Source organism: Nitrosomonas europaea (genome assembly GCF_900167395.1).
GTDB lineage: Bacteria > Pseudomonadota > Gammaproteobacteria > Burkholderiales > Nitrosomonadaceae > Nitrosomonas > Nitrosomonas europaea.
The window spans coordinates 22,178-47,613 of sequence record NZ_FUWK01000010.1; the positions used below are offsets into that span (position 1 = coordinate 22,178).

The window sequence follows — 25,436 nt, forward strand, 5'->3', positions numbered from 1 at the left end:
CTGTAATGACGATGGATTAAGGGGAAATGGCCTGGATAGTGATGACAATTATCTCAATTCCGTCGGAATTCTGCCGTAAACAGATAGAAATGATTCACGAAAATCGAGGATAAAAATGGCAAACGGTATTATGAATGTAGGTGTTTCCGGATTGCGGGCGGCTCAAGTTGCGTTGCTGACGACCAGCCACAATATCAGCAATGCAACAACACCAGGCTATAACCGCCAGCAGGCTATCCAGAGCGCCAGTACTCCGTTGGCTAACAGTGATGGATTCATTGGCCGGGGAGTGCAGATTACTACGGTGCAGCGTATTTACAACCAGCATCTGGTCAGTCAGTCGTTGCAGGCGCAGAGCCAGAGCAGCCAGCTTGACAGCCATTACAACGAGATCAAACAGATCGACAACCTGCTGGCCGATACGACTTCCGGGCTGACGCCGGCGCTGCATAATTTTTTCAATGCGGTGCAGGACGTAGCTTCCAATCCTGCTTCCATTTCTTCCCGTCAGGCGATGTTGAGCAATGCTGAAGCACTGACAGCCCGGTTTCAGCAGATGGATCAGCGGCTATCGGAAATGCGTGAAGGGGTGAACAGCCAGATTACCGGCAGCGTGACTGAAATCAATTCACTCGCACAACAGATTGCCGGGTTGAATATGAATATCCAGGCAGTGGAAAGCTCCGCCAACGGGCAACCGGCCAATGATCTGCTTGATCAGCGCGATGCACTGGTGCGCGATCTTAGCCGGATCATCAATGTCGATGTCGTGCGTCAGAATAATGGCCATTACAACGTATTCATCGGCAATGGTCAGTCACTGGTGGTGGGTTCAAGCGCCATGACACTCAAGGCGGTGCCTTCATCGAGTGATCCACAGCGTCTGGTGGTGGCGATGGATCAGCAGGGTGGAGAAATAGTACTGCCAGAACACCAGTTGCAGGGAGGCAGCCTGGGTGGGCTGCTGGCGTTCCGCAGTGAAACACTGGATTCCGTGCAAAACAGTTTTGACCAGCTTGCATGGGGAATTGCCGATACGTTCAATACCCAGCATCAAGTAGGATTTGATCTGCAAAGTGTGGCGGGGTCAAATTTTTTTGAGGGAACGGATCCATCTGACCCGTCCCAAGCTGCCCGAAACATCAGGGTGGCAATCAGTGATCCTGCTAAGATTGCCGCGGCAGACAATAATGATGGTGGTGTGACGAATAACATCAACGCATTGAAGCTGGCTGGGCTGCAGACGGAAAATACCCTGCAGGGTGGAACGGCATCCTATCAGTCTGCTTATGCCAGGCTGGTCAGTCAGGTAGGTAACAAAACGCGTGAGCTGGAAGTGACCAGCAAGGCGCAGGAAAGTATGCTCAATCAGACAGATCAGGCATTACAGTCATTGTCCGGTGTCAATCTGGAGGAGGAGGCTGCCAATCTGTTGCGTTACCAGCAAATGTTCCAGGCATCCAGCAAAGTGATCGAAATTGGTAATTCACTGTTCGATTCACTGCTCAGAATCTGATCTTTTTTGACAGAAAAAGGAATTTATCATGCGCGTAAGCACCAGCACATTGTACGACCAGGGCACCCGATCCATGCTGCAGCAACAGGATTCGCTATTCAGACTGCAGCAGCACCTTTCTACCGGAAAACGCATCATGACGCCTTCGGATGATCCGATCGGCGCGGCGCGTGCCCATGAACTGGCGCAGTCGCTTTCATTGAACACGCAATATGCTGACAATCGCTACCGGGCGGCCGACAGTCTCCAGCAGGTTGACAGCACGCTCGGCAGCGTTTCCAATCTGATCCAGAGTGTACGCACCATGGCGGTGGCTGTCGGTAACTCGGCATTTTCCGACAGTGAACGGAAGATGATGGCTGTTGAGCTGCGTGGTCATTTCGATGAATTATTGGGACTGGCAAATACCAAGGATGAGCAGGGGAATTATCTGTTCTCCGGTTTTAAGGGAAACACCAGACCGTTCGAACAAACGGCTAATGGCGTGGAATACAAGGGGGATCAGGAGCAGCGGCTGATACAGGTTTCCAGTTCACGACAGCTGCCGGTCAGTGAAACGGGTGATGCCATTTTTGAGCCAGGGGGCTTGAGTCTATTTCAGACTATCGAGGATTTTATTGATGAACTGGAAACCCCCGGTGGTGCTGCTCTGGGTGGTGCAGTGAGTACCGCTTTGCAGGATCTCGATATTGCGCTGGATAATGTGCTGGCTAAACGGGCAGCGGTCGGATCACGGCTGCAGGAAGTCGATGCGCTGCAGCAGATCGGTGAGGACACGGCGATTCAGTACCAGCAGTCGCTCTCACGTCTGCAGGATCTGGATTTTGCACAGGCCATATCCGACATGACACGCCAGCAGGCACTGCTCGAAGCGGCGCAGAAAACCTTTACCCGCGTATCAGGATTGTCGCTGTTCAATCTTATTTGATTTCTGTCAATCGCCCGGTTTCAGTAAATTCCCGGCATATCCGGTAAACTGGCGACAGTTTACTTTTTGAGCATGATATGGACCGGGAAGATTTTTTTCTGAAGATCGCGGAACTCCATCTCAAGCGTGTGGAAATTCTGCAAACGGTTGAGTGGAGAATTACGTTCAGCCTCTGGACATTCGTTGCGGGTGTCGCAATGGTGAGCCTGGCCAATGCAGACAAAATGAAGCAGGCGGCTGTCGCCATGGGAGGCATCCTTGGCCCCGTTGTCATACTGTCCCTGATGGGGGGCATTTATGTGTGGCTTTGGTATTTATACCTCTATAAATTCTGCAAGAAGAATTACAACAGTCTCGTCACGGAGCGTAACCGCTACCAGCGTATGCAGAATGAAGCAATAAAGCTCGTTCTGAAAGGTAAATCTGCAGATTTTCTGATCGAAGCCGGGGCTGAAGATAAACGGGTGCCTGAATCAGATTTCAGTGAGCCTTCTTTCAAACAACTGTCTGGTGATGATTTCAGGAAGTCAGGTGTATGGGAGTTCAAGCGAGGTATTACAGCAGCGCTGATGTTTTTTTCATGGCTGCTTGTCCTGATGATAGTGGTTCCTTCAGCCAGTAAACACCTGAATGATTCCGTAGTGGCCACTGGTAAGCCAGCCGGGGTGGAGGTGGAGAGTTCCGGCCGCAATCTCAGGCGGGAGGCCGACCAGCACTTCTGATTTCAGTGTTTGCAGGCACATGTAAACGCCTCATCTCGCACAACTGAACTGTGCCTGTTTTCCCAACAGCCTTCCTTGCAGTCTATCGACGTTTCCATATCACATTACCGTAATATCTTTTGATACGTATGCGCGCAGTACTGACTGCCTCGCTGACGTTTTTCAGAGGTTCCCCAAGTTTTCCTGTAAGTGTTGAATATGGGAAATACACGACTTCTTCACTCTCCTTTTTATATTTGCAGGCTTGTGATTTTCATCACATTTTATTTATAGATATTTACTAAAAAATAGTACATATGAATAAAATGTAATGGCAGATATCTTTTTTCAGTTATCGCAAAAGGAGGGCGTATGGGCATTCCTTCGGATTTTTCTAATACGGGTCTGACTGGATTCAATGTTTCGTCGACCAAGCTTGTCAAAATAGAGCAGCAGTATAAGGGGGTGAAGGGGAAAAAATTTATATCTCCCGGAGGTGGAAAGTTTGTTCGCATCGATGATCCCGGAGCTGTCGATTCAAATGGCCTTAGAACGGCTGACGCAAGCAACACTTCAATAAGTCTGGAGACAGGAAATACCTGGTTGCCCCGACTTCATGCAGATGGCACTTTGACCTGCGGTGGCAAATGTGCATGGCTGGAATGTACAAATGTAACGATCCCCAAGAATAAGCGGTTATGGTTTCGTTATGCATTTTTACGTTTTTCTTCATTGCCCGCCGATTCATTTTCCGTGCTTTTATGTTTCCCAAACGATGATACAAGTGTCCCTCCACTGCCTCCTTACTGGATTTGCAGCGTTAAGGAGCTACAGGAGAACAGGGGTAATATCAATCAAACCGACTGGACTGAATGCTTTGTTGAAATTGATAAGAATGCCGATTTTCATGGGACGCTACGATGGGTTGTGGCAACAGGACATAACCTAGCCGATCAGAATTCGATACCTGACAATACTCGTTTTACCAGACCTGGCTGTCTGTTGATTGACGCCATTGATATTCGCTAACCGAGTGGAGGGCAATGATGAAAAATTTTAATTTCAGCACTGCACTGATATGCCTGGCGGGTATTTTTATATCTGCTTGTAAAGTGACAGATCACAACAGTGCGTTCGGTCCATCAGGAAAGCGGATCGTTCATGCTGATGTTGTGGCAATCGACCAGCCGATTTATTACAACCGGTTTGGATCGGTGAATCCATACGGTATGGTTTATGCCCTGAAGCGCGATATAACGGTCGTTAAACAAGGTGAAGAGTGGCTGCCAGGGTTGTCATGTCCCTCAGAAGTACGTCTGCTTGAAGGTAAAAGACCTCGGCCTTTGGTGTTGCGCGGTAACGCCGGTGATGTACTGGAGATTACTTTTACCAACAAACTGATGAAAGTGCAGCCGGATATCAGCCGATGTACCTTGATCGATAAACACTCGCCTTATGCGCATCTTGTCGATGCAAAAGGAAGAATTGACCCGATTGATCCTCCGGAACATGAAGCAGAGCTGCGAACAGATATCGGAGAGACACAGCATCTGCCCCCTGCTGATTGGCCAAAAACAAGATCGGCCAATCTCGTTATTCCCGGGCTGGTCAGTTTGTCGGGTACTGACCCGAGGTGTAACGGACTGCAATCGATCGATCCCGGTGAATCGGTTACCTGCCGATGGAAACTTGAAAATGAAGGGACACATTTGTTTTCCAGTCATGGGGCCCCGGCGGGTGGTGAAGGGGATGGTGGCAGTTTGACGCACGGGCTTTTCGGTGTGGTCATCGTCGAACCCGAAAACAGCAAATGGTACCGGAGCCAGGTAACTGCTTCTGTTCTTGATAAGGTATGGCCGCGCCTTAAAGAGGATGACATCGTGCGCAAAGGCAGTTTGCAATACGACGCGTCAGATTCAGAAGGCACACCGTATCTGAATATGCTCAAGCCTGCTGGCAGAGATCAATCCGGCAGTATGCGTTATGAATTGATTTATGGTGACCTGAATGCGGTTGTTCGGGAAGATAAACCGGAAAATCCTGATGCACCCGCATTCCGTGAATTTACCGTTGTCTTTCATGATGAACTCAAAACGTTTTATGCCAATAATTTTCAGGAACTGGCTGTAAGCCGTCAGCTGAGTGGTGTAGGAGATGGTTTTGGTATCAATTATGGTGCCAGCGGAATGGGATCCATTTTATTGGCAAACCGGAAAGGGATCGGGCCCGCTGCCGGGTGTGCAGAATGTTTTTATGAGGAATTTTTCCTGCAATCGTGGGCGAATGGAGATCCGGCGCTACTGGAGCATTTTGAAGATGATCCTTCCAACGTAGCGCATTCCTATCTCAATGATCGTGTCAAATTCAGGAACTTGCATGCAGGCCCGAAGGAAACCCATGTTTTTCATCTGCATGCGCATCAATGGTTGTCTTCGACTGATAAAAATTCCGGCACCTATCTCGATTCACAGACCATCGCACCGCATCAGGGGTTTTCCTATAGCATTTATGATGGTGGTTTGTCAGAGTGGGCCGGTAAGGGCGAGAACGTACATCAAACCTTGGGTAGCGGAAACCGTAACCGTACAGTCGGTGATTCCATCTTTCATTGCCATCTTTATCCACATTTTGCACAGGGTATGTGGGGACTGTGGCGCGTGCATGACGTAATCGAAGACGGCACCCGTACATTACCCGACGGACAGCCTGAAGCCCATTTCTACGGCCAGCCCCGGGTGGCTCTATCCATAGAAAAGACAAAAATTGGCGGAAAGCGGCCAGGAACCGATCCGGTAACGGGTGCTGCAGGTGCTGGTACGCCGGTGCCAGCCATCTTGCCACTGCCTGATCAGGGGCTGCCGCCACTTCCTACTTATGCACAGGATCCGCGTGTCGGTCAGTCGGAGCAGTACGCTATGCCGGGTTATCCCTTCTATATTCCAGGAGAGCCAGGGCATAGAGCACCGCAACCACCGCTGGATTTTGCCAGGGATGAGAATGGTTTGCTGATGCACGGTGGTTTGCCGCGGCACGTAATCAGAAATGGCGAACGCAAGCCTGTTTTTATGTCTGACGATTTATTGAATCAGTTACCAGCCGATGCTGATGAACGTGCAGCAATGGTATTGCGACAATCACTTGCACTGGGTGATTTTCGTCTGGAGCTGACCCGGGCGGATATTGTTTTGCTCGATCATGATGGTGAATCGATCGAGCGTCAGGCGATGGATTTTCATGCCGGGAAGGCTGCCAGAATCCGATTGGCGGATGGTTCGTATGTTAATCATGATCCAGATAAATCCGGGTACCCGTCTTTGACACCGGAAGGCCGGCGTGCACGTTTTTATGTGAATGGTGCACCATCTGCACCAGGTGCCCCGTATGCAGACCCTTGCCACGATCCTGCATTCAAGGGAAACCGGCAATACGAGGTATCTGCAATCGGTCTCGATCTGGTGGTAAACCGGGCAGGCTGGCATGATCCTCAGGCGCGCATCAATATGTTGACAAAGGATGCAGAACAGATCGAAGGACAGCGCCGGCATGATATGGAACCTTTCTTTTTCCGCGCGTCATCCGGTGAGTGCATCGAATTCAAGCATCAAAACAGAACAGAAAAAGAGCTTGAGCTGGATGACTTTCAAGTGGCTACCCCAACCGATACCATCGGCCAGCATATTCATCTGGTGAAATTTGATGTTACTTCTTCAGATGGTTCAGGGAATGGGTTTAATTATGAAGATGGCACCTTCTCTCATGGTGCAGTCGAAGAAAGGATCCATGCAGCCAGCGGGCTGGCAGTAACCTCTGCCGGGGAACGTAAGCGACTGGCAATTGGTAAGGATTTGGACGGCAAACAGATTGATCGGTATCAGACAACCGTTCAACGCTGGTTTGCTGATCCTTTGCTGGCAGTCAACAGCAAAAATGAGGGCCACACCTCCCATGCCATGCATGGTGCTGCTACGCCAGACAGAACCTGTCCGGCTCATGCTGACAAGGAATGCATAGACCGTACTTTACGGACGGTGTTTACTCATGACCATTTTGCACCTTCTTCCATACAGCAGCATGGTTTTTATTCTGCTTTACTCGTAGAGCCGGCAGGTTCGACATGGTTGAAACCGAATGGAGAAGCTCTTGAAGAGGGTGTAGGTTCAAAAGCGACCATAATTGAAGCAGTCGACTGGTTGACGCATGAGAATCACCGGGAATATGCACTTGCCGTGGCCGATTTTGCTTTGCTATATGAGCCTGCCTTATATCAGCCCTGGCGGGATCATTCCACAGATGGTATGGCCCGGTTACTCCGTGAAACCCAATCCAATGTGCGTAATTCCGCAACAGGAGCCTTATTCCGGGATCTGAAGCGACATGCTGAACACTGGTGGAAGCAACATGGTAAACCGGTTGATCCGCCCTTTAAACCGGAAGCAATCTCCAAGGATCACCATAATCCTTATCTGGTGAACTATAAGCATGAACCGATTCCATTGCGTATCGGAAAAATGGAGAAAAAACTGCAAACTCCAGAGGAAACCCACTGTGGTGAGCATGCACAGGAACGTGATTCCAAAGGGTATTTCAAAAAACGGATGAGTGTTTCTCAACAGCAGGAAGGAAATAACGGTGATATGGCCTATGTTTTTGCTTCGCGTGAACATGGTGACCCTTGTACACCGATTCTGGAAGCTTATGAAGGTGAGAACATACAAATCCGCATGGTTCAGGGAGCCCAGGAGGTACAGCATACCTTTGCAATTGAGGGGTTGTACTGGCCACGCATAATTGATTATTCAACCAGTCATCAGTTCTCAGAAGAAGTACAAAAAAAACAGGATAACCCGTCAGCACTGGTTTCTGCCCAGGAAATCGGTATCTCAGAGCATTTTGAGATGCGGATGCCACCTTTCCAGAATGTTTCGAATGGCGCAAGCGTGAATGATTACCTCTACCATCTTGGTACGGCAGATGCGTTATGGAATGGAGCCTGGGGTCTGTTGAGAATACATAACGGGGTATCTGCACCGGATCCAGCAGGATGCCAACCCGATGAGAATCTTGCTGCGGCAGTTGATAAATGGTTTGCACGCAGGAATCTGTTTGGAAGGGATGTAGAAGGCGTACCGGTATCATGCAAGAAGCTGGTGGGAAACAGATTGAAGCCACTGCCAGGGCATGGAGACGGCCAAATTGTCATAACCAATGAGAAGGAAATATTTGGTGAAGATTCGGCGCCTGATCCTGAAACGGGTAGAGAATTACCGCTTGGGTGCCCTGGTGGTTCAAGATTGAAGAACTTCAAAGTGGTTGCCACGAGAGTCGATCTGCTTGTTTCTTCTAAAGAGAACAAAATGTTTTACGACAAGGAGAATAAGCTTTTTGATCCAGATGCCTTGATTCTGCTGACTATGCCGCCGGGGGAGGCAAATATAAGACTGCAGGATGTTAAAAATATATATCAGCAAAAGGCGGATGCCGGAGTATTGGAACCCTTGGTTTTACGTGCCAACGCCAACGATTGTATAGCACTGGAATTATATAATCTGCTGTTGGCTGAAGGTGAAACGGAGCTGCCCGACACTGCTGGCGATGCCTTGATGCCGAGAATTGTTCCGCTGAATGTTGATCAGCCGACCGGTTCAGCTGCTGGAGATGTCAAACCATCGACAAAATTATCGTTATCGATCCCGTTACTGGCAACCAGAGACCCCGTCTATTTTCGTAACCTGGGTATTGGTATGAACCGCAGTGCAGAGCCTCTGAACAACGGACAGAAGCGGATTTATACATTTTACGCGGGAAAACTGGAGCTGGAGTCAGAGGCTAAAACCAAAGATGGCCCGGCTTGTGCGGGAGGAGAGTGCAAATTCAAACTTAACAAGTTGCCCTACGTTTTCGGCACTCTTCCGATCAAGGCCTTTGGTGATGTAATCAACCATGGGGCACATGGCCTGATTGGCACGCTGGTGATAGAACCTGAAGGTGCTGTTTATCTTGATCCGGTAACTGAAAAAGAGATTCCAGAGGAAGATCAATGGAAGCTGGGTTCGGAAGCACTGATTAAGTATGAAGATGAACAGCGCAAGAAAAAGATGTTTCGTGAATTTGTCCTGGCTTACCAGGATGGCCTTAATTGGCACTGGCCATCACCATGGAGCAGGAAAACCGAGCCAGTTGGGGATTGCCCGATTTGTGATGATTCATATGATCATGGCGAGAAGGGGATCAACTATCGTGCAGCACCTTTCTGGGCAAGGTTACGGCAAGGAATGGACAGTAACGGTCGCCGTGTCTTCAACGATATTGGTGCAGGGGCGGATTTAAACCAGGTTCAATTCCCAAAAAACTTTTTACTAAGTTCCTGGGCGGATATTCCAACCCCGGTTTTTCAGGCAAAAGCGGGGGAAGAAGTACGTTTCCGTGTATCGCAGCCATATGGTCGTGCCCGTCAACGTGCGTTCGTAAGTTTTGGTGCTGATTATGCAGATATGATGCCCGGATTTGGTTCACCACATTCTGCTTTGATATCTGCTGGCAAGGCGATGACGGCTACTTTATCCGGATCTGCAAAAGAAGGATGTTATATCTACCGCGATGGCCCGATGCATATGTTTGCAAGTGGCGTATGGGGGCATTTCAGGGTGAGTCCGGCTGATGGTACCACTTTGAAATGCGAGATCCCTGCAAGTTATGAGGGGTTGTGAGTACAGCGGAAACTGGGGTAATCACCAGTCTTATTGGCTGGTGATTCAGAATACCGGGTCATGGTTGTTAGTGGGCGAAGACCTGAATGATTCCGTAGCGGCCACTGGTAAGCCAGTCGGGTTGCAGATGCAGGGTTCTGGTGGCGATGTCAGCCGGGAGGCCGACCAGCACTTCTGATTTCAGTGTTCGCAGGCATATGGCCGGCTGGCTGAATCGTTCGAAGAAGTAGCGCTTTTCCATGGTATGTGGCCAGCGGCGGTCGCCGACGAAATAGCGGTAATTCAGGTCACCCTTGAAGATGACCAGCTCTGTATTTTCAAAAGTCTCACGAGTAAGCGCTTCCTCTTCACAGAAGCAGACAGGCAGGCCCAGAGCAGAGCTGCTGCGGAAGATCAACCGATTCTGGTGTAACAGCTGCGTGATATCTTCTCCCAGTTTTTTTGCTGCCGGAATGGATGAAGTCACCAGTTTTCTGATCAGGTATTTCATGTCAGTCATGGTTACATCCGAAACAAACATCGGCCAGGGCCTGACATGGGCAACGATGCGTGAACAATGCCTGCTGATGCGGAGAATCAGCAGCAGATCTGTCAATACGTCCATTCCGGCGTTGTCAAACACGAAATCAATCCGGTTCAAGCCGGAATCAAACAATCCGCCTGCTACATAACTTTCGTCTACGAGCAATGAAATCTGACCGGCATCAGTGACAACCTGCTGACTGAGATCGGCGGTATTCCCGGTCATCGACCAGCGAAGCAGTCCGGTAATATCGCAATCGGAATCACAGTAACCGGTCATGGTGGTGAGGGATTCGATGGCCTGCAGGCTGACAGTGTTTTTGATCGGGTGAAAAGGATCCACCAGTGTAGTGGCTGTATGGCCGAAGGCCAACAGGATCCGGGCGTAAAAATAAAGTTCGACTGTCAGAAATGGCATGTCTGTCCAGCGTCGCCCGGTATACGGTTTGATCACCTGATCAAACAGGCCAAGAATTACCGGAGGGAGCGGTGTGATTTCTCCTTCCCGTATTTCTACTGCCAGTTGTTGCAGAGCCTGATCTGTACGGGCGTCAGCGTGGTTTGCCAGATTATCCAGAATGGCTGGCAGTCGTTCTTCCAGTGTGAATGCTGCGAAGGAATCGGGTTCTCCGGTTGTCAGGTGCGCGGGAATCCAGACAGGCTCGTGGTATTGCATGATTACAGTCGAGTTTATTGGTGGGGTTCAGAATTGCACAAATATGGCTGCGAGATGAAAGAAGTTGGTCATTCCAGGAGATTGATATTTTTTATGGCCGGAACTGGTTCCCGTAATTTTCGGGTAAAGGAACACTCTGTTATGTCCCTGTCTGCAATTGTTTGGCAAGCCGATGGATTTCACTGGAAAGCGGGATATTGAATCCCCCGGACAGGATCCGTTGACACTGACGATAAATATGCAGCGCCTGGTCTGTCCAGCCAAGTTTGATGTAATGCTGCATCAGGCGCCGGTAATTGGCTTCCGACAATGGCCTCAGTTCCAGTATTTTGCTCAGTAACTGGCTGGTACGTTCATTTTCACCATGCTGTTCATAACAATCTGCTGAAAGATTGAGCAGGCGGATCAGCCTGTCGAGTAACTGTTCCTGTTTTAGCAGGATCCAGCCGGAGTCGTAATTTTTCAGAAAGGTACCGCGATAAAGCGTCATCAGCTGATCAACCAGTTCTGTCGCCAGAGGCTGCTGATCGCTGCATTTCAGTACATTCTCAAGTTTGCAGGAAATTGTTTCGAATATCCATAAATCCAGCCAGCAACAGCCGTCATTCAATGAAACCATACCAGTATTCAATAGTACAGCTTCCTTGCCAATGAGCTTGCGCAGCCGGTGTAGTGAAGTTCCCAGGGAAAGGTCAGCCAGATCACCTTCCGCATCGGGCCATAAAATCTCTTTGAGCAGGTTACCATTAACATTGCGGCCACCCAGTGCGATGATCGTCGCCAGTAATTCCAGTATTTTTTTCTGGTTTCGGCCAGGCTGTATGACCGATTCCCCTGCTACTTCTACTGCCAGTGGACCGAAACTGTGGATTTGTACGACCATGGCCACTTTTTAGTGGCCAGAGGTGTAATTACCGGGAAACATGGAAGACCTCCCACCTTCACACTTGTTTTTGAAAAGTAAAAGCTGAACTTGAGTATTTGTGGAAGCTGCAGCTTTATGGTTATTATTGTATGAATCCGATCCGGCAACAGAGGGTGTATGTGCCGATAGCGCAATTTATAGTCTGGTTACGGACATTGATAATGTGGTGTATCAGAGCAATTTTTGGATGAGGTGAATAAATAAGGTCATTTTTTAAATTGAACCAGTCAGCTTAGTAAGCTGGACTGTGTTCTCTCTTGCGCTATTACACGAGCAGAGTGTCCATTGTTGCTGTAAGTCCGGGAAACCGGAAATATTGCAACCGGGCATTGCGCTATGAATAGATGTATGTAGATATTTTTGTCTCTTGAAAGGATATCGGTCACTTGCCAAATCAGTAACCGATTGTGCTATCGACTTGGACAGAATTAATTACGTGCACATAAAAACCATGGCGGCAGAACTTGACTGTTACCGCGCACCAGAGTTGTGACGACAGTAAATCGTCTCTTTGAGACTAAATTTAATTCTTTTACCTATTTGATAACTTCACACTCTCTGTACGTCGCAACGCTCGGATATTTATCCTTACTTGTCAAGGGATTCCAGGAGAAATTTCATCATTCTTTGAGTTTCATATGTATAGGCATGATTATAAACAATAAAAATTATATATGTTCTGAGGATTCCTGAGTTTATCATTCTCGTTCGTCTTTCATGAATCCGAACATTAGAGTGTGGTTTTCGGCTGATGAGCTGGCAAAGTTGTCACCGCATCTCGTCACACGAATTCCGGTTTCACCACGTCAGTGCAGGGAACGGGCAAAACGTGAAAAATGGTTATCCAGAGAAGTTGCTGGTAAAGGTGGGCCGCGTGGCAAGAAAACAGAATTTCTTCCACCCGAGAATATCCTGTCTGAAATTCACCAGTTTCTGAGCAGGAATCCGGATTTCTTCGCTGAGGCAGGAAGTTCACCTGAGAACGCAACTCAACCCGGAATGTATCAGGCAAGGCAGCCGATGAGCAGAAACGGGAAATATGGGCAATCCATAGTTGGAAACCATACTGATCTGGAAAATTCAGAGGTTGTTTATGTAGCTCACACAGAGTTATGTGATACGCCAGGTGAGGTTACCGAGATGATTCCTGATGATCAAATGATCCTCAGTATCGCTGTCAATCCGGCTGATTGGAGGCGATATGCCGGATTAAATCCGGAGCATATCAAAATCATCGATGTACAGGGAGATGGAATGAAGCCCACTTTGCAGCATGGTGATCAGGTGCTGGTAGACACTGCCTGCAATCGATTCGTGGATGATGCAATTTATGCAATTCGGCAGGGTGATATGTTACGGATAAAACGTATCAGGCTCAGACTGGATGGCTCGATAGAGATCAGGAGCGATAACAGTCATAATTTTGGTATAGAAACGTACAGTCAGAAAGAAGCTGCAGCATTCAACGTGTTCGGAAAAATTCTGCCGTTCAAGTTTGGAAAATTTGATCTGTAGCGATCCTTGAGCCGATCATTTCTCAAATGTAACTTCCTGATCTTTAGCAGCATTATTCAAATAACGCAGATCCAGAGCACGAGCCGTCTTTGCTGTAATTCCGCATATTTCATCCCTGTCTGGTGGGTCCGGTTAATCTGACTGCAGAACAATACGGAACAGATATTCGGCCGGGAAATCGTATACTGGCAGGTAATATTTCAGTTCCGGTTGGTATGAATGAGGGCCTGGATCGAGTACCGAGGAGGATATGTCATGAATGGACGGTTTTGCATCTGGCGATCACCGGAATTTAGATACAAGCTGATGTCAGTATTGTTTCCGGGGATGATTCTTTCCAGTTCATGCTTTGGTGAATCGGAAATTGGTCAGGCCCCTCTTGGCAACAGACAGATATTACAATCTCAGTTCCAGGAGTTCCGGATCAGTAGTAGTTTGCAGTATTTTCCTCATTCTTATTTTCCTGTTCAGCCGATTCTGATCTATCCGGGCGTGCAGTGGGCATATCCTTGTTTTCCTTTTGTCAGTTGCATGGAGCTGCAGCAATACCGCAGATATAAGCGGCGCGAGAAACGGCAACAGCCTAAACCGGTATTCGGGCAGGGAGCGTCTCTGATGGATGAATCCATGGAAGACTGGCGGGCAGGGTTGCGGCCGGCGGTGGAGCCCTTCCGTACCGATGAACACCAGATTGTTCCGGCATTGCGGGGTCACAGCCTGATACGGCCGGAATACCGGGAAGCAGGCAGTATTCTTCCCCGGTTTTCCAACGGCACCGAGTAATTTTCCATAGAAAAGTGCTGATGATGAGTTCCGAAATCCGGGTGCGGGTTTGCTCATCTGGTGATGAAGAAGCGCTTGCACTTATTGGCCAGGCAACGTTTCTTGAAACCTTCGCAGGTGTTCTTGCAGGATCCAACATCCTGGCGCATTGTGCCCGTGCTCATTCTGTCGAATGTTACCGGAGCTGGCTGGCCGACAGCCGTTATAAGCTCTGGCTTGCTGAAATCAGTCCAGGTAATGCGCCCATCGGCTACATGGTCGTATCGCCGGCTGAATTGCCGTTGGCAGATATTTCCCTTCGGGATCTGGAGTTGAAACGCATTTATGTTTTCAGCAGGTTTCAGGGAAATGGTCTGGGCAGAAGGCTGCTGCAGGAAGCCATCGCCGAAGCCCGTATTCGCAAGGCAGAGCGCTTGCTGCTCGGGGTATATGTTCGTAATGATGCCGCAATCGGTTTTTATACCCGGATGGGTTTTTGCAAGCTGGGATACCGAAAATTCAATATGGGCGGACAGAAATGTGATGACTACGTCATGGGATTGACGTTGTGAAATCCACTGATTCGTTCGTCCCGATTCAAGTCGTTTGCCTGCCTGCCTTTGCAGATAACAGCCTTGCCAGATATGCCAGGAGGATACTGGTTCAGTAAGCTTCCAATCCGGCGAGTGATGTGAAAGTGCGACAATTTGTCACATTCTCACGATAGTAAGTGTATGTAAAAATCGGCGATCTTTTTTATCCAGGGAAACGAGTATGTACAAAACATACGCAATATGGATAGGGGTCGTCTTGTTTGTCTGCAAAGATGTCATTGCACAACCAGATGCAACCGGCCAGGAATATTCGGGGGATATACCAAAGGTAACGATGAAGGAAATCACTGTCAGCAGTGAAGCCCTTGCCATTCCCAACGAACGATTGCTGCTGGACACGCCCACGACTACCGGCAGCCGTCTTGGACTGACGCCGCGTGAAACCCCCGCCTCCATCAATATCATCGATCGCGCTACCTTTGAGTTACGCGGCGCGCAAACGACTCAGCAAATCCTGGAGCGTTCTCCCGGGGTAACCGTCTCCGATCAGCCTGGTGCTGCCGGCACCGTTTGTATGCGCGGCTTCTGCGGTGCTCAGATCACCCAGCTATTCAACGGGATTACCGTGCAGTATGACGCAGTGGCCGCTCGCCCGATCGATAACTGGATTACCGAACGCGTGGAGGTCCTGGGCGGGCCATCGAGCTTTCTCTATGGCCAGGGAGCCGTGGGAGGATCGGTCAATTACATCAGCCGGACTGCCAATCGTGATCAGCAGGGTCATGAATCACTCGTTCTGCTTGGTTCCTGGCTGAATCGACGTGCGGCCTATGGTTACAACGGCCGTATCGGTGATACGAATAACTGGCTGCAAATACATGCGGGCTATAAGGGCTCAAACGGTTACATCGACAAGACCCGACATAATTCCGGTGTTTTTTCATTTTCTCTGTTGAGCGATCTGACCAGCCGGATTTCCAACACGGTGGCAGTCGAATATCAGATAGAGGCGCGTGAAGGGTACTGGGGAACGCCGATACTGAACCCTGTTACAGCAGGAAAATATGATCCGGAAACCCGTTTCAGAAACTATAACGCTGAAAATTCTGTTTTCGATCAGCAGGTCATTTGGGTGCGGGATATTGTGGATTTCCGCCTGAGTGAGGCAACGCAAGTTCGAAATACTTTTTATTGGTATGACGCCTACCGCAAGTACAGGAATGTGGAGGTATATCGCTGGAATGGCGATAACACGCTCATCAACCGTTCTGCCTCTTTTGCAGTGGACCATAAACAAAATCTGATCGGTAACCGCCTGGAACTTTCCCATCAGCAGAACTTATTCGGCCTCCCGGCCAGGTGGCTGGCGGGAACTGATATTGCGTTCAATGACCAGACTCGCTTCCCAAGTACGGAAAGTGGGTTGGCCGTCGATACGATAGACCCTTACAATTTTACCGTTGGCGATTATTTTGATAACCCTCGTGCCAGCGGCCCGATCAAGGATCGTCGCAACAAGTTGTTTACGGTTGCCGGTTACGCTGAAAACCGGTTGACGCTGTTCCCCGGCTTCAACCTTGTGAGCGGGATCCGGATCGATAGTATCCAACTGGATTCCAGATATTTTAGCCCGGCAACGGCCACTGAACCTGCTGCTTTTTCACGCAACTGGACACCGGTTACCTGGCGGGCAGGTTTTGTCTACGATGTCACGGACAGTTTCAATTTTTATACCCAATACAGTACGGCTGCTTCTCCTCCGGCAGGTGTTCTGACCACTACCAACCTTAACAGTATCCGCGATTTCGGCCTGAGTACGGGTAGACAAATCGAAGGTGGAATGAAATTCGATTTCTGGGGAAAGCGCGGAACCGCAACGATTGCCGGCTATTATCTGCAACGCAAGCATCTATCGACGAGAGATCCCGATAATCCGATCAATGCCATACCGATCGGTGCACAATCTTCACGCGGTGTGGAGGTCAATCTTGGTGTCCGTTTATCTCCGCAATGGAGCTTCCAGGGCAATATGGCTTTTGTCGATGCGCGTTACGACGATTTCAACGAACTGGTGAGTGGTGTCAGTGTTTCCCGTAAAGGGAACCGGCCGGAAAACGTTGCGAAATGGGTCGCCAATACCTGGCTGACCTGGGACTTTCATCCGGATTTCCAGTGGATGCTGGCGACACGATACGTGGGTGATCGTTATGCCAATGCTGCGAATACAGTACCGGTCAAGTCTCATGTTCGCCTGGATACACAACTTGCCTGGCAGGCGCATCGCAACGCGAGAATCATCGGCCGGATCATGAATTTGACCGATACCGATTACATCGAATGGGCAACCTCCGCGCCCATGTACCTGATTGGTGCACCCAGGAGCTATGAGGTGGCAGTGAAACTCGACTTCTGATCGGAAACCGGGAGGTGTGCCGGACAAATCGGGTCGACTTGAGCGCTTGATTCTTACCGTATTTTTATTTGTGCACTCGGACTGATCATCGTGCTGTTGCCAGTAACCGGCATCATCATCTGGATCAGGAAACAGGCAGCCCGCCTCAGTATGCCCGCTCGCCACCCGGTTACCCGGAAAATACTCGATCCGCAAAATATCTGAAAACCGACAGATTCCATGCAGGCAGCCAGGAGTAACTTCCAGCGCCCGAATGAAAAGGAATCCGGTTTAGGAAAATGTTATACACTCTTTACCCTGCACGACACAGTATCCGTATTTCATAAAAAACGGGTGTGTAATAAATCTTAAATAAATTAATAGTATGGTTAGAAGTGTGAAATGCATCAGACTTGGGTGTGAGGCAGAAGGGCTGGATTTTCCTCCTTATCCGGGAGAGCTGGGAAAACGGATTTTTGATAATGTTTCCAAGGAGGCTTGGAGCCAGTGGATCAAACACCAGACTATGCTGGTCAACGAAATGCGGCTGAATCTGGCGGATATCAAGGCACGCAAGTACCTTGCCAGCCAGATGGAAGCCTATTTCTTTGGTGAAGGTGCCGACCAGCCGGCAGGCTATATTCCTCCTGATAAATAAATCAAGCCGGATCATCGGGCGATAGTGATCAGTTCTCCGTATTCCAGCAATTTTGAGCAGTGATTTTGTGATAAATAATGAACCAGAGATGGCACCGGTAGCCAAGCCGGAGATGCCCGCTGCCAAACAGTTTCTGAACCGTGAACTTAGTCAGATCGAATTCAATCGCCGGGTATTGGCGCAGGCAGAGAATGAGGAAACACCTCTGCTGGAACGCCTGCGTTTCATTTGTATCGTCAGCAGTAACCTCGATGAATTTTTTGAAGTTCGTGTTGCCGGGCTGAAAGAACAAATCAAGCTGGATGCACCTGGTTCCGGTGCGGATGGCATGGCGCCTGGCCAGGCATTCGAACGGGTATCCGAGCAGGTGCGTGAACTGGTCTCCCGGCAATATCAGTTGCTCAATGACAATATTCTTCCCGCACTGGTGGAACAGGGTATTTGTTTCCTGCGGCGCGATTCCTGGAATGATGGCCAGCGCGAATGGATCAGGGATTTCTTCTTTCGCGAGCTGATGCCGATGCTTACCCCCATCGGTTTGGATCCTTTCCATCCTTTCCCGCGTATATTGAATAAAAGCCTGAATTTCGCGGTTGCATTGGAAGGAAAAGATGCTTTTGGCCGTAATTCAGGTGTTGCAATCGTTCAGGCGCCGCGTATTTTGCCTCGTGTCATACGGCTGCCAAAAGAAATCAGTGGCAGCCCCTATAGTTTCGTATTCCTGTCATCCATTATCCATGCTCATGTGGGTGAACTTTTTACGGGTATGCGGGTGGTGGGCTGTTACCAGTTTCGTGTCACCCGTAACAGTGATTTGTTCGTTGATGAAGAGGAAATAAAGAATCTTCGTATTGCATTGCAGGGTGAATTGTCGCAACGTCATCTGGGGAATGCGGTCAGGCTCGAGGTGGCAGATAGTTGCTCGCAACAGATGGTTGAATTTTTGCTGGGGCAGTTTTCTCTTGGGAACGAAGATCTGTTTCAGGTGAACGGGCCAGTCAATCTGGTGCGGCTGATACAGGTTTTTGATCTGATCGATCGACCTGACCTCAAATTTCCACGTTTCATTCCCGGTCTGCCTTTTTTTTCTCAGAAAAAGAAAGCACATAACATTTTCGAGCTGATCAGTAAGGGTGACATATTACTGCATCATCCCTACCAGTCGTTCCAGCCGGTCATTGAATTCATTCAGCAGGCTTATGCAGATCCGGATGTGATTGCTGTCAAGCAGACTGTTTATCGCACCGGTTCGGATTCAACGCTGATGGAAGCGCTCGTGGCAGCGGCCAGGCTGGGCAAGGAAGTTACGGTAGTGGTAGAGTTGCTGGCCCGGTTCGATGAAGAAGCCAATATCAACTGGGCGAAACGGCTGGAAGAGGTGGGTGCCCACGTCATTTATGGTGTGTTTGGTCACAAGACGCATTGCAAAATGGCCATGATAGTACGGCGTGAGGCGGGGCAGTTGAAACGTTACGTCCATCTGGGTACAGGTAATTACCACCCTGGCACAGCCCGTGTTTACACGGATTTTGGCTTGCTGACCTGCCATGAGGAAATTTGTACCGATGTCAGTGAAGTATTTTTGCAACTGACCGGGTTGGGCAAAGCGAGCAAGCTGAAGCATCTCTGGCAATCACCATTCAGTCTGCATGGGCAGATACTGAACAGCATTCAACAGGAGATAAAGCATGCCAACGCGGGAGAACCTGCTGCCATCATCGCTAAAATGAATGCATTACTGGAGCCGTCTGTCATTCAGGCACTTTATGCGGCTTCCGGTGCAGGCGTAAAAATTGATCTGATTGTGCGAGGTGCCTGCGCACTGCGCCCCGGTGTGCCGGGATTATCAGAGAATATTCGTGTGCGCTCCATCGTCGGGCGCTTTCTGGAACATACCCGCATTTTCTATTTTCTCAATGCAAAGCAGCATAACGTCTATCTGGCAAGTGCTGACTGGATGTACCGGAATTTTTTTCGTCGGGTGGAGATTTGTTTTCCGGTACTCGATCCGCGGTTGAAGAAGCGGGTAATCCTGGAGGGGCTGAAGCCCTATCTCCGTGATAACGTACAGGCATGGGAGATGAATGGTGACGGCCACTACAAACGAAAATCTGCAAGGAAGAACAACAGATTCAGTGCGCAGGAAGTTTTACTCGAGAAACTTGCAGCAGTAAAACAGGACGCTGTCGAATAACTGTAATGAAATCAGGCAAAAAATACCCCGCAGTCCGGTTTGATTGCTTTTCCGGAAGTCTGCGGGGGTGTGGGAAGATTTTCTTGGATTACTTGATGATGGCTTTCAGTTCACCACGCAGATAACGGTTTGCCATGGTTTCCAGTGAGATGGGTTTGATCTTGCCAGCCTGACCAGCGGACCCAAAAGCTTCGAAACGGGCTTTACAGATATCCTTGGCAGCTGCAGTAGCATCTTTCAGAAATTTGCGCGGATCGAACTCACTTTTGTTTTTCGCCAGATGGCGCCGGATTGCTCCCGTCATTGCCAGACGGATATCCGTATCGATATTGACTTTACGCACACCATATTTGATACCCTGCTGGATTTCCTCTACCGGCACTCCATAGGTTTCTTTCATATCTCCGCCATATTCACGGATGATTTCCAGCCATTCCTGAGGAACGGAGCTGGATCCATGCATGACCAGATGGGTATTGGGGATACGCTCATGAATTTCCTTGACTCGCTGGATAGCGAGGATATCACCTGTGGGTTTGCGGGTGAATTTATACGCACCGTGGGAGGTCCCGATTGCAATTGCCAATGCATCCACACCAGTTTGCTTGACGAAATCGGCTGCCTGCTCGGGGTCAGTCAGTAACTGATCGTGTGACAGCTGCCCTTCGGCACCATGACCGTCTTCAGCTTCACCCTGACCTGATTCCAGCGATCCCAGGCAGCCCAGCTCACCTTCCACGGAAACACCTACGGCATGTGCCATTGCAACTACTTTGGAAGTGACATCGACGTTATATTCGTATGATGAAGGAGTTTTTCCATCTTCTTCCAGCGATCCATCCATCATTACACTGGAAAAGCCGCTGCGAATAGCGTTGATGCATACAGCAGGTGAAGCACCGTGGTCCTGATGCATTACCACGGGAATATGCGGATAGGCTTCGACCGCAGCAGCAATCAGATGACGCAGGAATGCTTCTCCAGCGTACTTGCGCGCACCAGCTGAACCCTGCATGATCACCGGGCTGTCGCATTCATCAGCGGCCTGCATGATCGCATGGATCTGCTCCAGGTTATTGACGTTGAAAGCCGGGAGTCCATACCCATTTTCAGCTGCATGATCCAGTAACTGGCGTAAAGATACGAGTGCCATTGAAGTCTCCTTTAAATAAAATTAATGTATTGATTTCCTGACGAAACTAGAGCTTTATATTTCCTGAAATAAAATCATTCAGCAGCAGGTGGCAGTAAAAATAATGAATGGTACGCCTGAATCAAAATTATAAACCTGCTGATTATAAATTACTTTCATCACCAGTCTGGCACTGCCTGGCAGTGATATGTTTACTTTTTACAGATTCTGCGGATCAGAAAAGGGTTGTTGCGCCACTTCTCTTACTGCTTGTGCAGCTTTCTTGGAACTGCCTACTTTGATGATCTTCATGGTGTTCGTCCCGCCAGCTTTGCCAACCGGTTCACCGATCGTCATGATTATCAGATCTTCGTCGCGTACCGCACCACGCTTGAGTAACTCGTCTTCAGCCATGCCTAGGATGATTTCGGGATCACACAGTCCTTGTCCGAATTCTATGGGATAAACGCCTCGGAAAAGGGTGACTTTACCCAGGGTATCTTCTTGCGGGCTGAGTGCAAAGATGGGTGCTTTCGAACTTCTGCGTGACATGAACAACGCTGTTACACCACTTTGTGTCAATGCTGCAATTGCCTGGATATTGAGTGAACCGGCTGCGTACATGGTAGCGCGCGCAATGGCATCTTCAATACTGATTGACTGTGTATCGGGGGAACGGCGTGCTCTCAAACTGGGTGTATATTCCTTTTCTGCTTCGAGACAAACTCTGGCCATGGCTTCGACGGCTTCAACCGGGTATTGCCCTGCGGCCGACTCAGCGGACAGCATGACTGCATCGGTACCATCCAGTACGGCATTGGCAACATCTGATACTTCTGCGCGTGTCGGAATAGGGTTGGAAATCATGGATTCCATCATTTGCGTAGCGGTAATTACCAGCTTATTTGCTTCACGTGCAGATCGTATCATGCGTTTTTGCAAGGCGGGAACAGCGGCATCTCCTACTTCGACTGCCAGATCTCCACGGGCCACCATGATGGCATCAGACGCTTCCAGAATATCATCCAGTGCCAGAATGGCTTCTGAGCGCTCGATTTTTGCCATGAGCAAACTATGCCCCTGAGCTTCCTGCATCAGTGCGCGCGCGCGTCTGATATCGTCACCGGAGCGAGGGAAGGATACTGCGAGATAATCTGCTCGAATGACTGCGGAAGTCTTGATATCCAGTAAATCTTTCGCAGTGAGTGCAGGTGCGCTCAACCCTCCGCCTTTCCGGTTAATACCTTTATTGTTGGAAAGAATCCCGCCCTGCAACACTTCACAAAAGATTTCACTTTCTCTGACTTTGGCCACCGTCAGAACGATACGTCCATCATCCAATAAGAGCGTGGCGCCTGCTTCGACATCATTAGGAAGTTCCCGATAATCCAGTCCGACCCGTTCCTGGTTTCCCAGCTGGCATTCTGCATCGAGTATGAATTCATCCCCGGTTTTGAGTCGAATTTTTCCCTGTTCAAACTTACCGATACGAATTTTTGGCCCCTGTAAATCAGCCAGTACACCGACTGTACGGCCAAGCGAGCGGGCGAGCGAACGAACCAGTTCTACGGAAGCGATGTGCTCATCTTTTGTTCCGTGTGAGAAATTGATACGGATAACATCGACACCAGCTTCGAGCATTCGCCCCAGAACTTCAGCATTACTGGAAGCCGGTCCTAACGTTGCTACAATTTTTGTTCTTCGCATCATTTCTGGAATTTCCGGAAGAAAATCTTCTCAGACCTCACTTCGCACGTAATTCCAGAATCTCGACAGCAGGTAATTTCTTCCCTTCCAGAAACTCCAGGAATGCTCCTCCGGCAGTGGATATATAGGAAACTTTATCGTAGATGTCGTACTTTTGGATGGCAGCGATTGTGTCACCGCCCCCCGCCAGGGTGAAGGCATCCGTTTCAGCAATTGCCTTGGCTATGGCGCGTGTTCCTTCTCCAAATTGATCGAATTCGAATACACCGACCGGGCCATTCCAGACTACCGTACCGGCTTTCATGATGATGTCGACCAATTCTTGAGCACTCTCAGGCCCGATATCAAAGATCATGTCGTCATCAGAAACAGCGTTGGCTGCTTTTAGAACAGCAGCTTCATCTTCAGCGAATTTCTTTCCGACGACGACATCTACTGCGATGGGAATCGTTGCATTACGCTTGTTCATTTTATCCATCAGGGATTTTGCAACGGGTACCAGTTCATCCTCGCACAGGGATTTTCCAATGTTGTTCCCTGCGGCCTTGAGAAAAGTGTTGGCAATTCCCCCGCCGACTACGAGCTGATCAACTTTTTCAGCAAGCGATTCCAGCACGGTCAGTTTGGTGGAAACTTTTGATCCGCCTACGATTGCCACCAGCGGATGTGCTGGCTGATGCAGGGCTTTTGTCAGCGCATCGAGTTCTTCGGTAAGCAAAATACCTGCACAGGCAATCGGTGCATATTTGGCGATACCATGTGTCGAAGCTTCTGCACGGTGTGCTGTACCAAAAGCATCCATGACGAATACATCACACAAACTGGCATATTTCTTGGCGGTTTCTTCGAGGTTCTTTTTTTCACCTTTATTGATCCGACAATTTTCCAGGACTACCAACTCTCCAGATGCAACTTCAAATCCACCCTCTACCCAGTCTTTGATCAACCGGACAGGCTTTCCCAGTCTCCGGGCAATATCATCGGCAACCGGCTGGAGAGAATTTTCTTCTGTCCATACCCCTTCTTCCGGCCGTCCAAGATGAGAGGTCACCATGACTTTTGCGCCTTGTTTCAGGCAGTGGTTGATCGTTGCCATCGAGGCAGTAATGCGCGCATCTGATGTCACTTTCCCGTCTTTTACAGGAACATTCAAATCAGCGCGGATAAAGACGCGTTTGTTCTTCAGATCAAGATCGACAAGTTTAATAACGGACACGTTGACTCCAAGTTAGCCGGGTTACGGGTTTCAAAAATGTGAGAGAAAGAAATTCTTCTGATCGCTTGGTTAAAAATTGCGGGCATGGTCTCCACACCAGAACGAGCGACCATCACAAATGTTTTTACAGATATGTTTTTACGGATTAGTGAACATTCATATCCTTCCAGGCTTTCTGCACAGTACAAAGATATTTCCGATATAGAAGCAATAATGCTGTAACTGGCACAAGGACAATTACAGCATGGCCATCGAACAACCATGAAAACAGGGTTGTTCGGTTTATGAGAAGAAAAATTTCTTCGGTTATTTACTGGCGATTACTCGTACCATTTCCAGCAACTTGCAGGAATATCCCCACTCGTTGTCATACCAGGAAACCACTTTTACAAAATTCTTGTCGAGCTGAATTCCCGCTTCTGCATCGAATACCGATGTACAGGTTTCTCCGCGAAAATCTGTGGAAACCACTTTCTGATCGGTATATCCCAGTATGCCTTTCATTGAACCAGCTGAGGCTTCTTTCATCGCATTACAAATGTCTTCATAAGATGCGTCTTTCTCAAGCTCGACTGTCAAATCCACTACTGAAACGTCAGAGGTAGGAACGCGGAATGCCATACCTGTTAGCTTTTTATTCAGTTCAGGGATGACTACGCCAACTGCTTTGGCTGCACCCGTAGAGGAAGGGATGATATTTTCAAGAATTCCGCGTCCACCGCGCCAGTCTTTATTGGAAGGACCGTCAACAGTTTTCTGTGTAGCGGTGGCAGCATGAACCGTCGTCATCAGGCCACGCTTGATACCCCAGGTATCATTCAGTACTTTGGCAATCGGAGCCAGGCAATTAGTGGTACATGATGCGTTGGAAATAATGGCTTCTCCGCCGTATGCTTTATCATTTACACCATAAACGTACATCGGCGTATCGTCTTTGGACGGAGCACTCAAAACAACTTTCTTGGCACCGGCCTGGATATGTTTTTGAGCGAGCTCCTTGGTCAGGAACAGTCCGGTAGACTCCACCACGATATCCGCACCAACTTCATCCCACTTTAATTCGGTCGGGTCCTTGATGGCGGTCAGACGAATCTGTTTGCCGTTTACAATCAGATTGTTTCCGCTGACGGATACATCTCCTCTGAAGCGCCCGTGGACGGAATCATGTGTCAGCATATAAGCCAGATAATCCGGTTCCAGCAGATCATTGATTGCGACAACTTCAATGTCATCAAACTCCTCTATGGAACACCGGAAAACCATCCGGCCAATACGACCAAAACCATTGATGCCAATTCTGATTGTCATTCCTCTATCTCCACATTTTTAAT

The 25,436-nt window shown here is 49.0% G+C and carries 17 protein-coding genes; 11 read left to right on the forward strand and 6 right to left on the reverse strand.

The genetic code is table 11. The annotated features are described in order from the left end of the window. Positions 1 to 115 precede the first annotated feature (115 nt). From flgK to B5D58_RS05005, 5 genes are all read left to right on the forward strand, one after another. Entirely contained in the window at positions 116 to 1,516 is a 1,401-nt protein-coding gene (gene flgK, locus B5D58_RS04985; RefSeq protein ID WP_011110946.1) for a flagellar hook-associated protein FlgK, read from the forward strand. Between the two features lie 28 nt (positions 1,517 to 1,544). Further along, positions 1,545 to 2,444 carry a flagellar hook-associated protein FlgL gene (gene flgL / locus B5D58_RS04990; protein WP_011110947.1) on the forward strand — a complete coding sequence of 300 codons (900 nt, stop codon included), beginning with the start codon at positions 1,545 to 1,547 and terminating at the stop codon, positions 2,442 to 2,444. A gap of 77 nt (positions 2,445 to 2,521) precedes the next feature. After that, the gene (locus B5D58_RS04995) at positions 2,522 to 3,166 is read left to right on the forward strand and encodes a hypothetical protein (RefSeq protein WP_011110948.1); all 645 of its coding nucleotides are present in this window, start codon (positions 2,522 to 2,524) and stop codon (positions 3,164 to 3,166) included. A gap of 351 nt (positions 3,167 to 3,517) precedes the next feature. Further along, a complete protein-coding gene (locus B5D58_RS05000; protein ID WP_011110949.1) occupies positions 3,518 to 4,174 on the forward strand; it encodes a hypothetical protein in 657 nt (218 codons plus the stop codon). Positions 4,175 to 4,191: 17 nt separating this feature from the next. Next, positions 4,192 to 9,852, forward strand: a complete 5,661-nt coding sequence (locus tag B5D58_RS05005) for a cupredoxin domain-containing protein (RefSeq protein WP_011110950.1) — start codon at positions 4,192 to 4,194, stop codon at positions 9,850 to 9,852. Positions 9,853 to 9,919: 67 nt separating this feature from the next. Here the strand turns inward: B5D58_RS05005 and B5D58_RS05010 are convergent, their stop codons facing one another. Both B5D58_RS05010 and B5D58_RS05015 read right to left on the reverse strand, forming a co-directional pair. Next, positions 9,920 to 11,050 (reverse strand): damage-control phosphatase ARMT1 family protein, encoded by a 1,131-nt coding sequence (locus B5D58_RS05010; RefSeq protein ID WP_011110951.1) that lies wholly within the window; start codon positions 11,048 to 11,050, stop codon positions 9,920 to 9,922. A 139-nt stretch (positions 11,051 to 11,189) separates the two neighbouring features. After that, entirely contained in the window at positions 11,190 to 11,933 is a 744-nt protein-coding gene (locus tag B5D58_RS05015; RefSeq protein ID WP_011110952.1) for a bacterial transcriptional activator domain-containing protein, read from the reverse strand. Positions 11,934 to 12,692: 759 nt separating this feature from the next. Between B5D58_RS05015 and B5D58_RS05020 the strand changes: the two genes are divergently transcribed. The 6 genes from B5D58_RS05020 (at position 12,693) to ppk1 (ending at position 20,050) form a co-directional block, all read left to right on the forward strand. Beyond that, positions 12,693 to 13,490 (forward strand): S24 family peptidase, encoded by a 798-nt coding sequence (locus B5D58_RS05020; RefSeq protein WP_011110953.1) that lies wholly within the window; start codon positions 12,693 to 12,695, stop codon positions 13,488 to 13,490. A gap of 255 nt (positions 13,491 to 13,745) precedes the next feature. Beyond that, positions 13,746 to 14,273: a hypothetical protein gene (locus B5D58_RS13555; protein ID WP_200809269.1), complete on the forward strand. Its 528-nt coding sequence runs from the start codon at positions 13,746 to 13,748 to the stop codon at positions 14,271 to 14,273. 20 nt (positions 14,274 to 14,293) lie between these two features. Then, positions 14,294 to 14,824 carry a GNAT family N-acetyltransferase gene (locus B5D58_RS05030; protein WP_011110955.1) on the forward strand — a complete coding sequence of 177 codons (531 nt, stop codon included), beginning with the start codon at positions 14,294 to 14,296 and terminating at the stop codon, positions 14,822 to 14,824. A 202-nt stretch (positions 14,825 to 15,026) separates the two neighbouring features. Continuing rightward, positions 15,027 to 17,219, forward strand: a complete 2,193-nt coding sequence (locus tag B5D58_RS05035) for a TonB-dependent receptor (protein WP_011110956.1) — start codon at positions 15,027 to 15,029, stop codon at positions 17,217 to 17,219. 364 nt (positions 17,220 to 17,583) lie between these two features. After that, a complete protein-coding gene (locus B5D58_RS05040) occupies positions 17,584 to 17,856 on the forward strand; it encodes an oxidative damage protection protein (RefSeq protein WP_011110957.1) in 273 nt (90 codons plus the stop codon). 88 nt (positions 17,857 to 17,944) lie between these two features. After that, positions 17,945 to 20,050 carry a polyphosphate kinase 1 gene (gene ppk1, locus B5D58_RS05045; RefSeq protein WP_011110958.1) on the forward strand — a complete coding sequence of 702 codons (2,106 nt, stop codon included), beginning with the start codon at positions 17,945 to 17,947 and terminating at the stop codon, positions 20,048 to 20,050. A gap of 88 nt (positions 20,051 to 20,138) precedes the next feature. Here ppk1 and fba read toward each other — a convergent pair whose 3' ends face one another. From fba to gap, 4 genes are all read right to left on the reverse strand, one after another. Beyond that, a complete protein-coding gene (gene fba / locus B5D58_RS05050; protein ID WP_011110959.1) occupies positions 20,139 to 21,203 on the reverse strand; it encodes a class II fructose-bisphosphate aldolase in 1,065 nt (354 codons plus the stop codon). Positions 21,204 to 21,401: 198 nt separating this feature from the next. Beyond that, complete coding sequence (pyk, locus tag B5D58_RS05055) at positions 21,402 to 22,892, reverse strand: pyruvate kinase (RefSeq protein WP_011110960.1); 1,491 nt, start codon at positions 22,890 to 22,892, stop codon at positions 21,402 to 21,404. Positions 22,893 to 22,926: 34 nt separating this feature from the next. Next, positions 22,927 to 24,105 (reverse strand): phosphoglycerate kinase, encoded by a 1,179-nt coding sequence (locus tag B5D58_RS05060; RefSeq protein ID WP_011110961.1) that lies wholly within the window; start codon positions 24,103 to 24,105, stop codon positions 22,927 to 22,929. A gap of 306 nt (positions 24,106 to 24,411) precedes the next feature. Further along, positions 24,412 to 25,413, reverse strand: coding sequence for a type I glyceraldehyde-3-phosphate dehydrogenase (gap, locus tag B5D58_RS05065; RefSeq protein ID WP_011110962.1), 1,002 nt, complete (start codon positions 25,411 to 25,413; stop codon positions 24,412 to 24,414). Between the last annotated feature and the right edge of the window lie 23 nt (positions 25,414 to 25,436).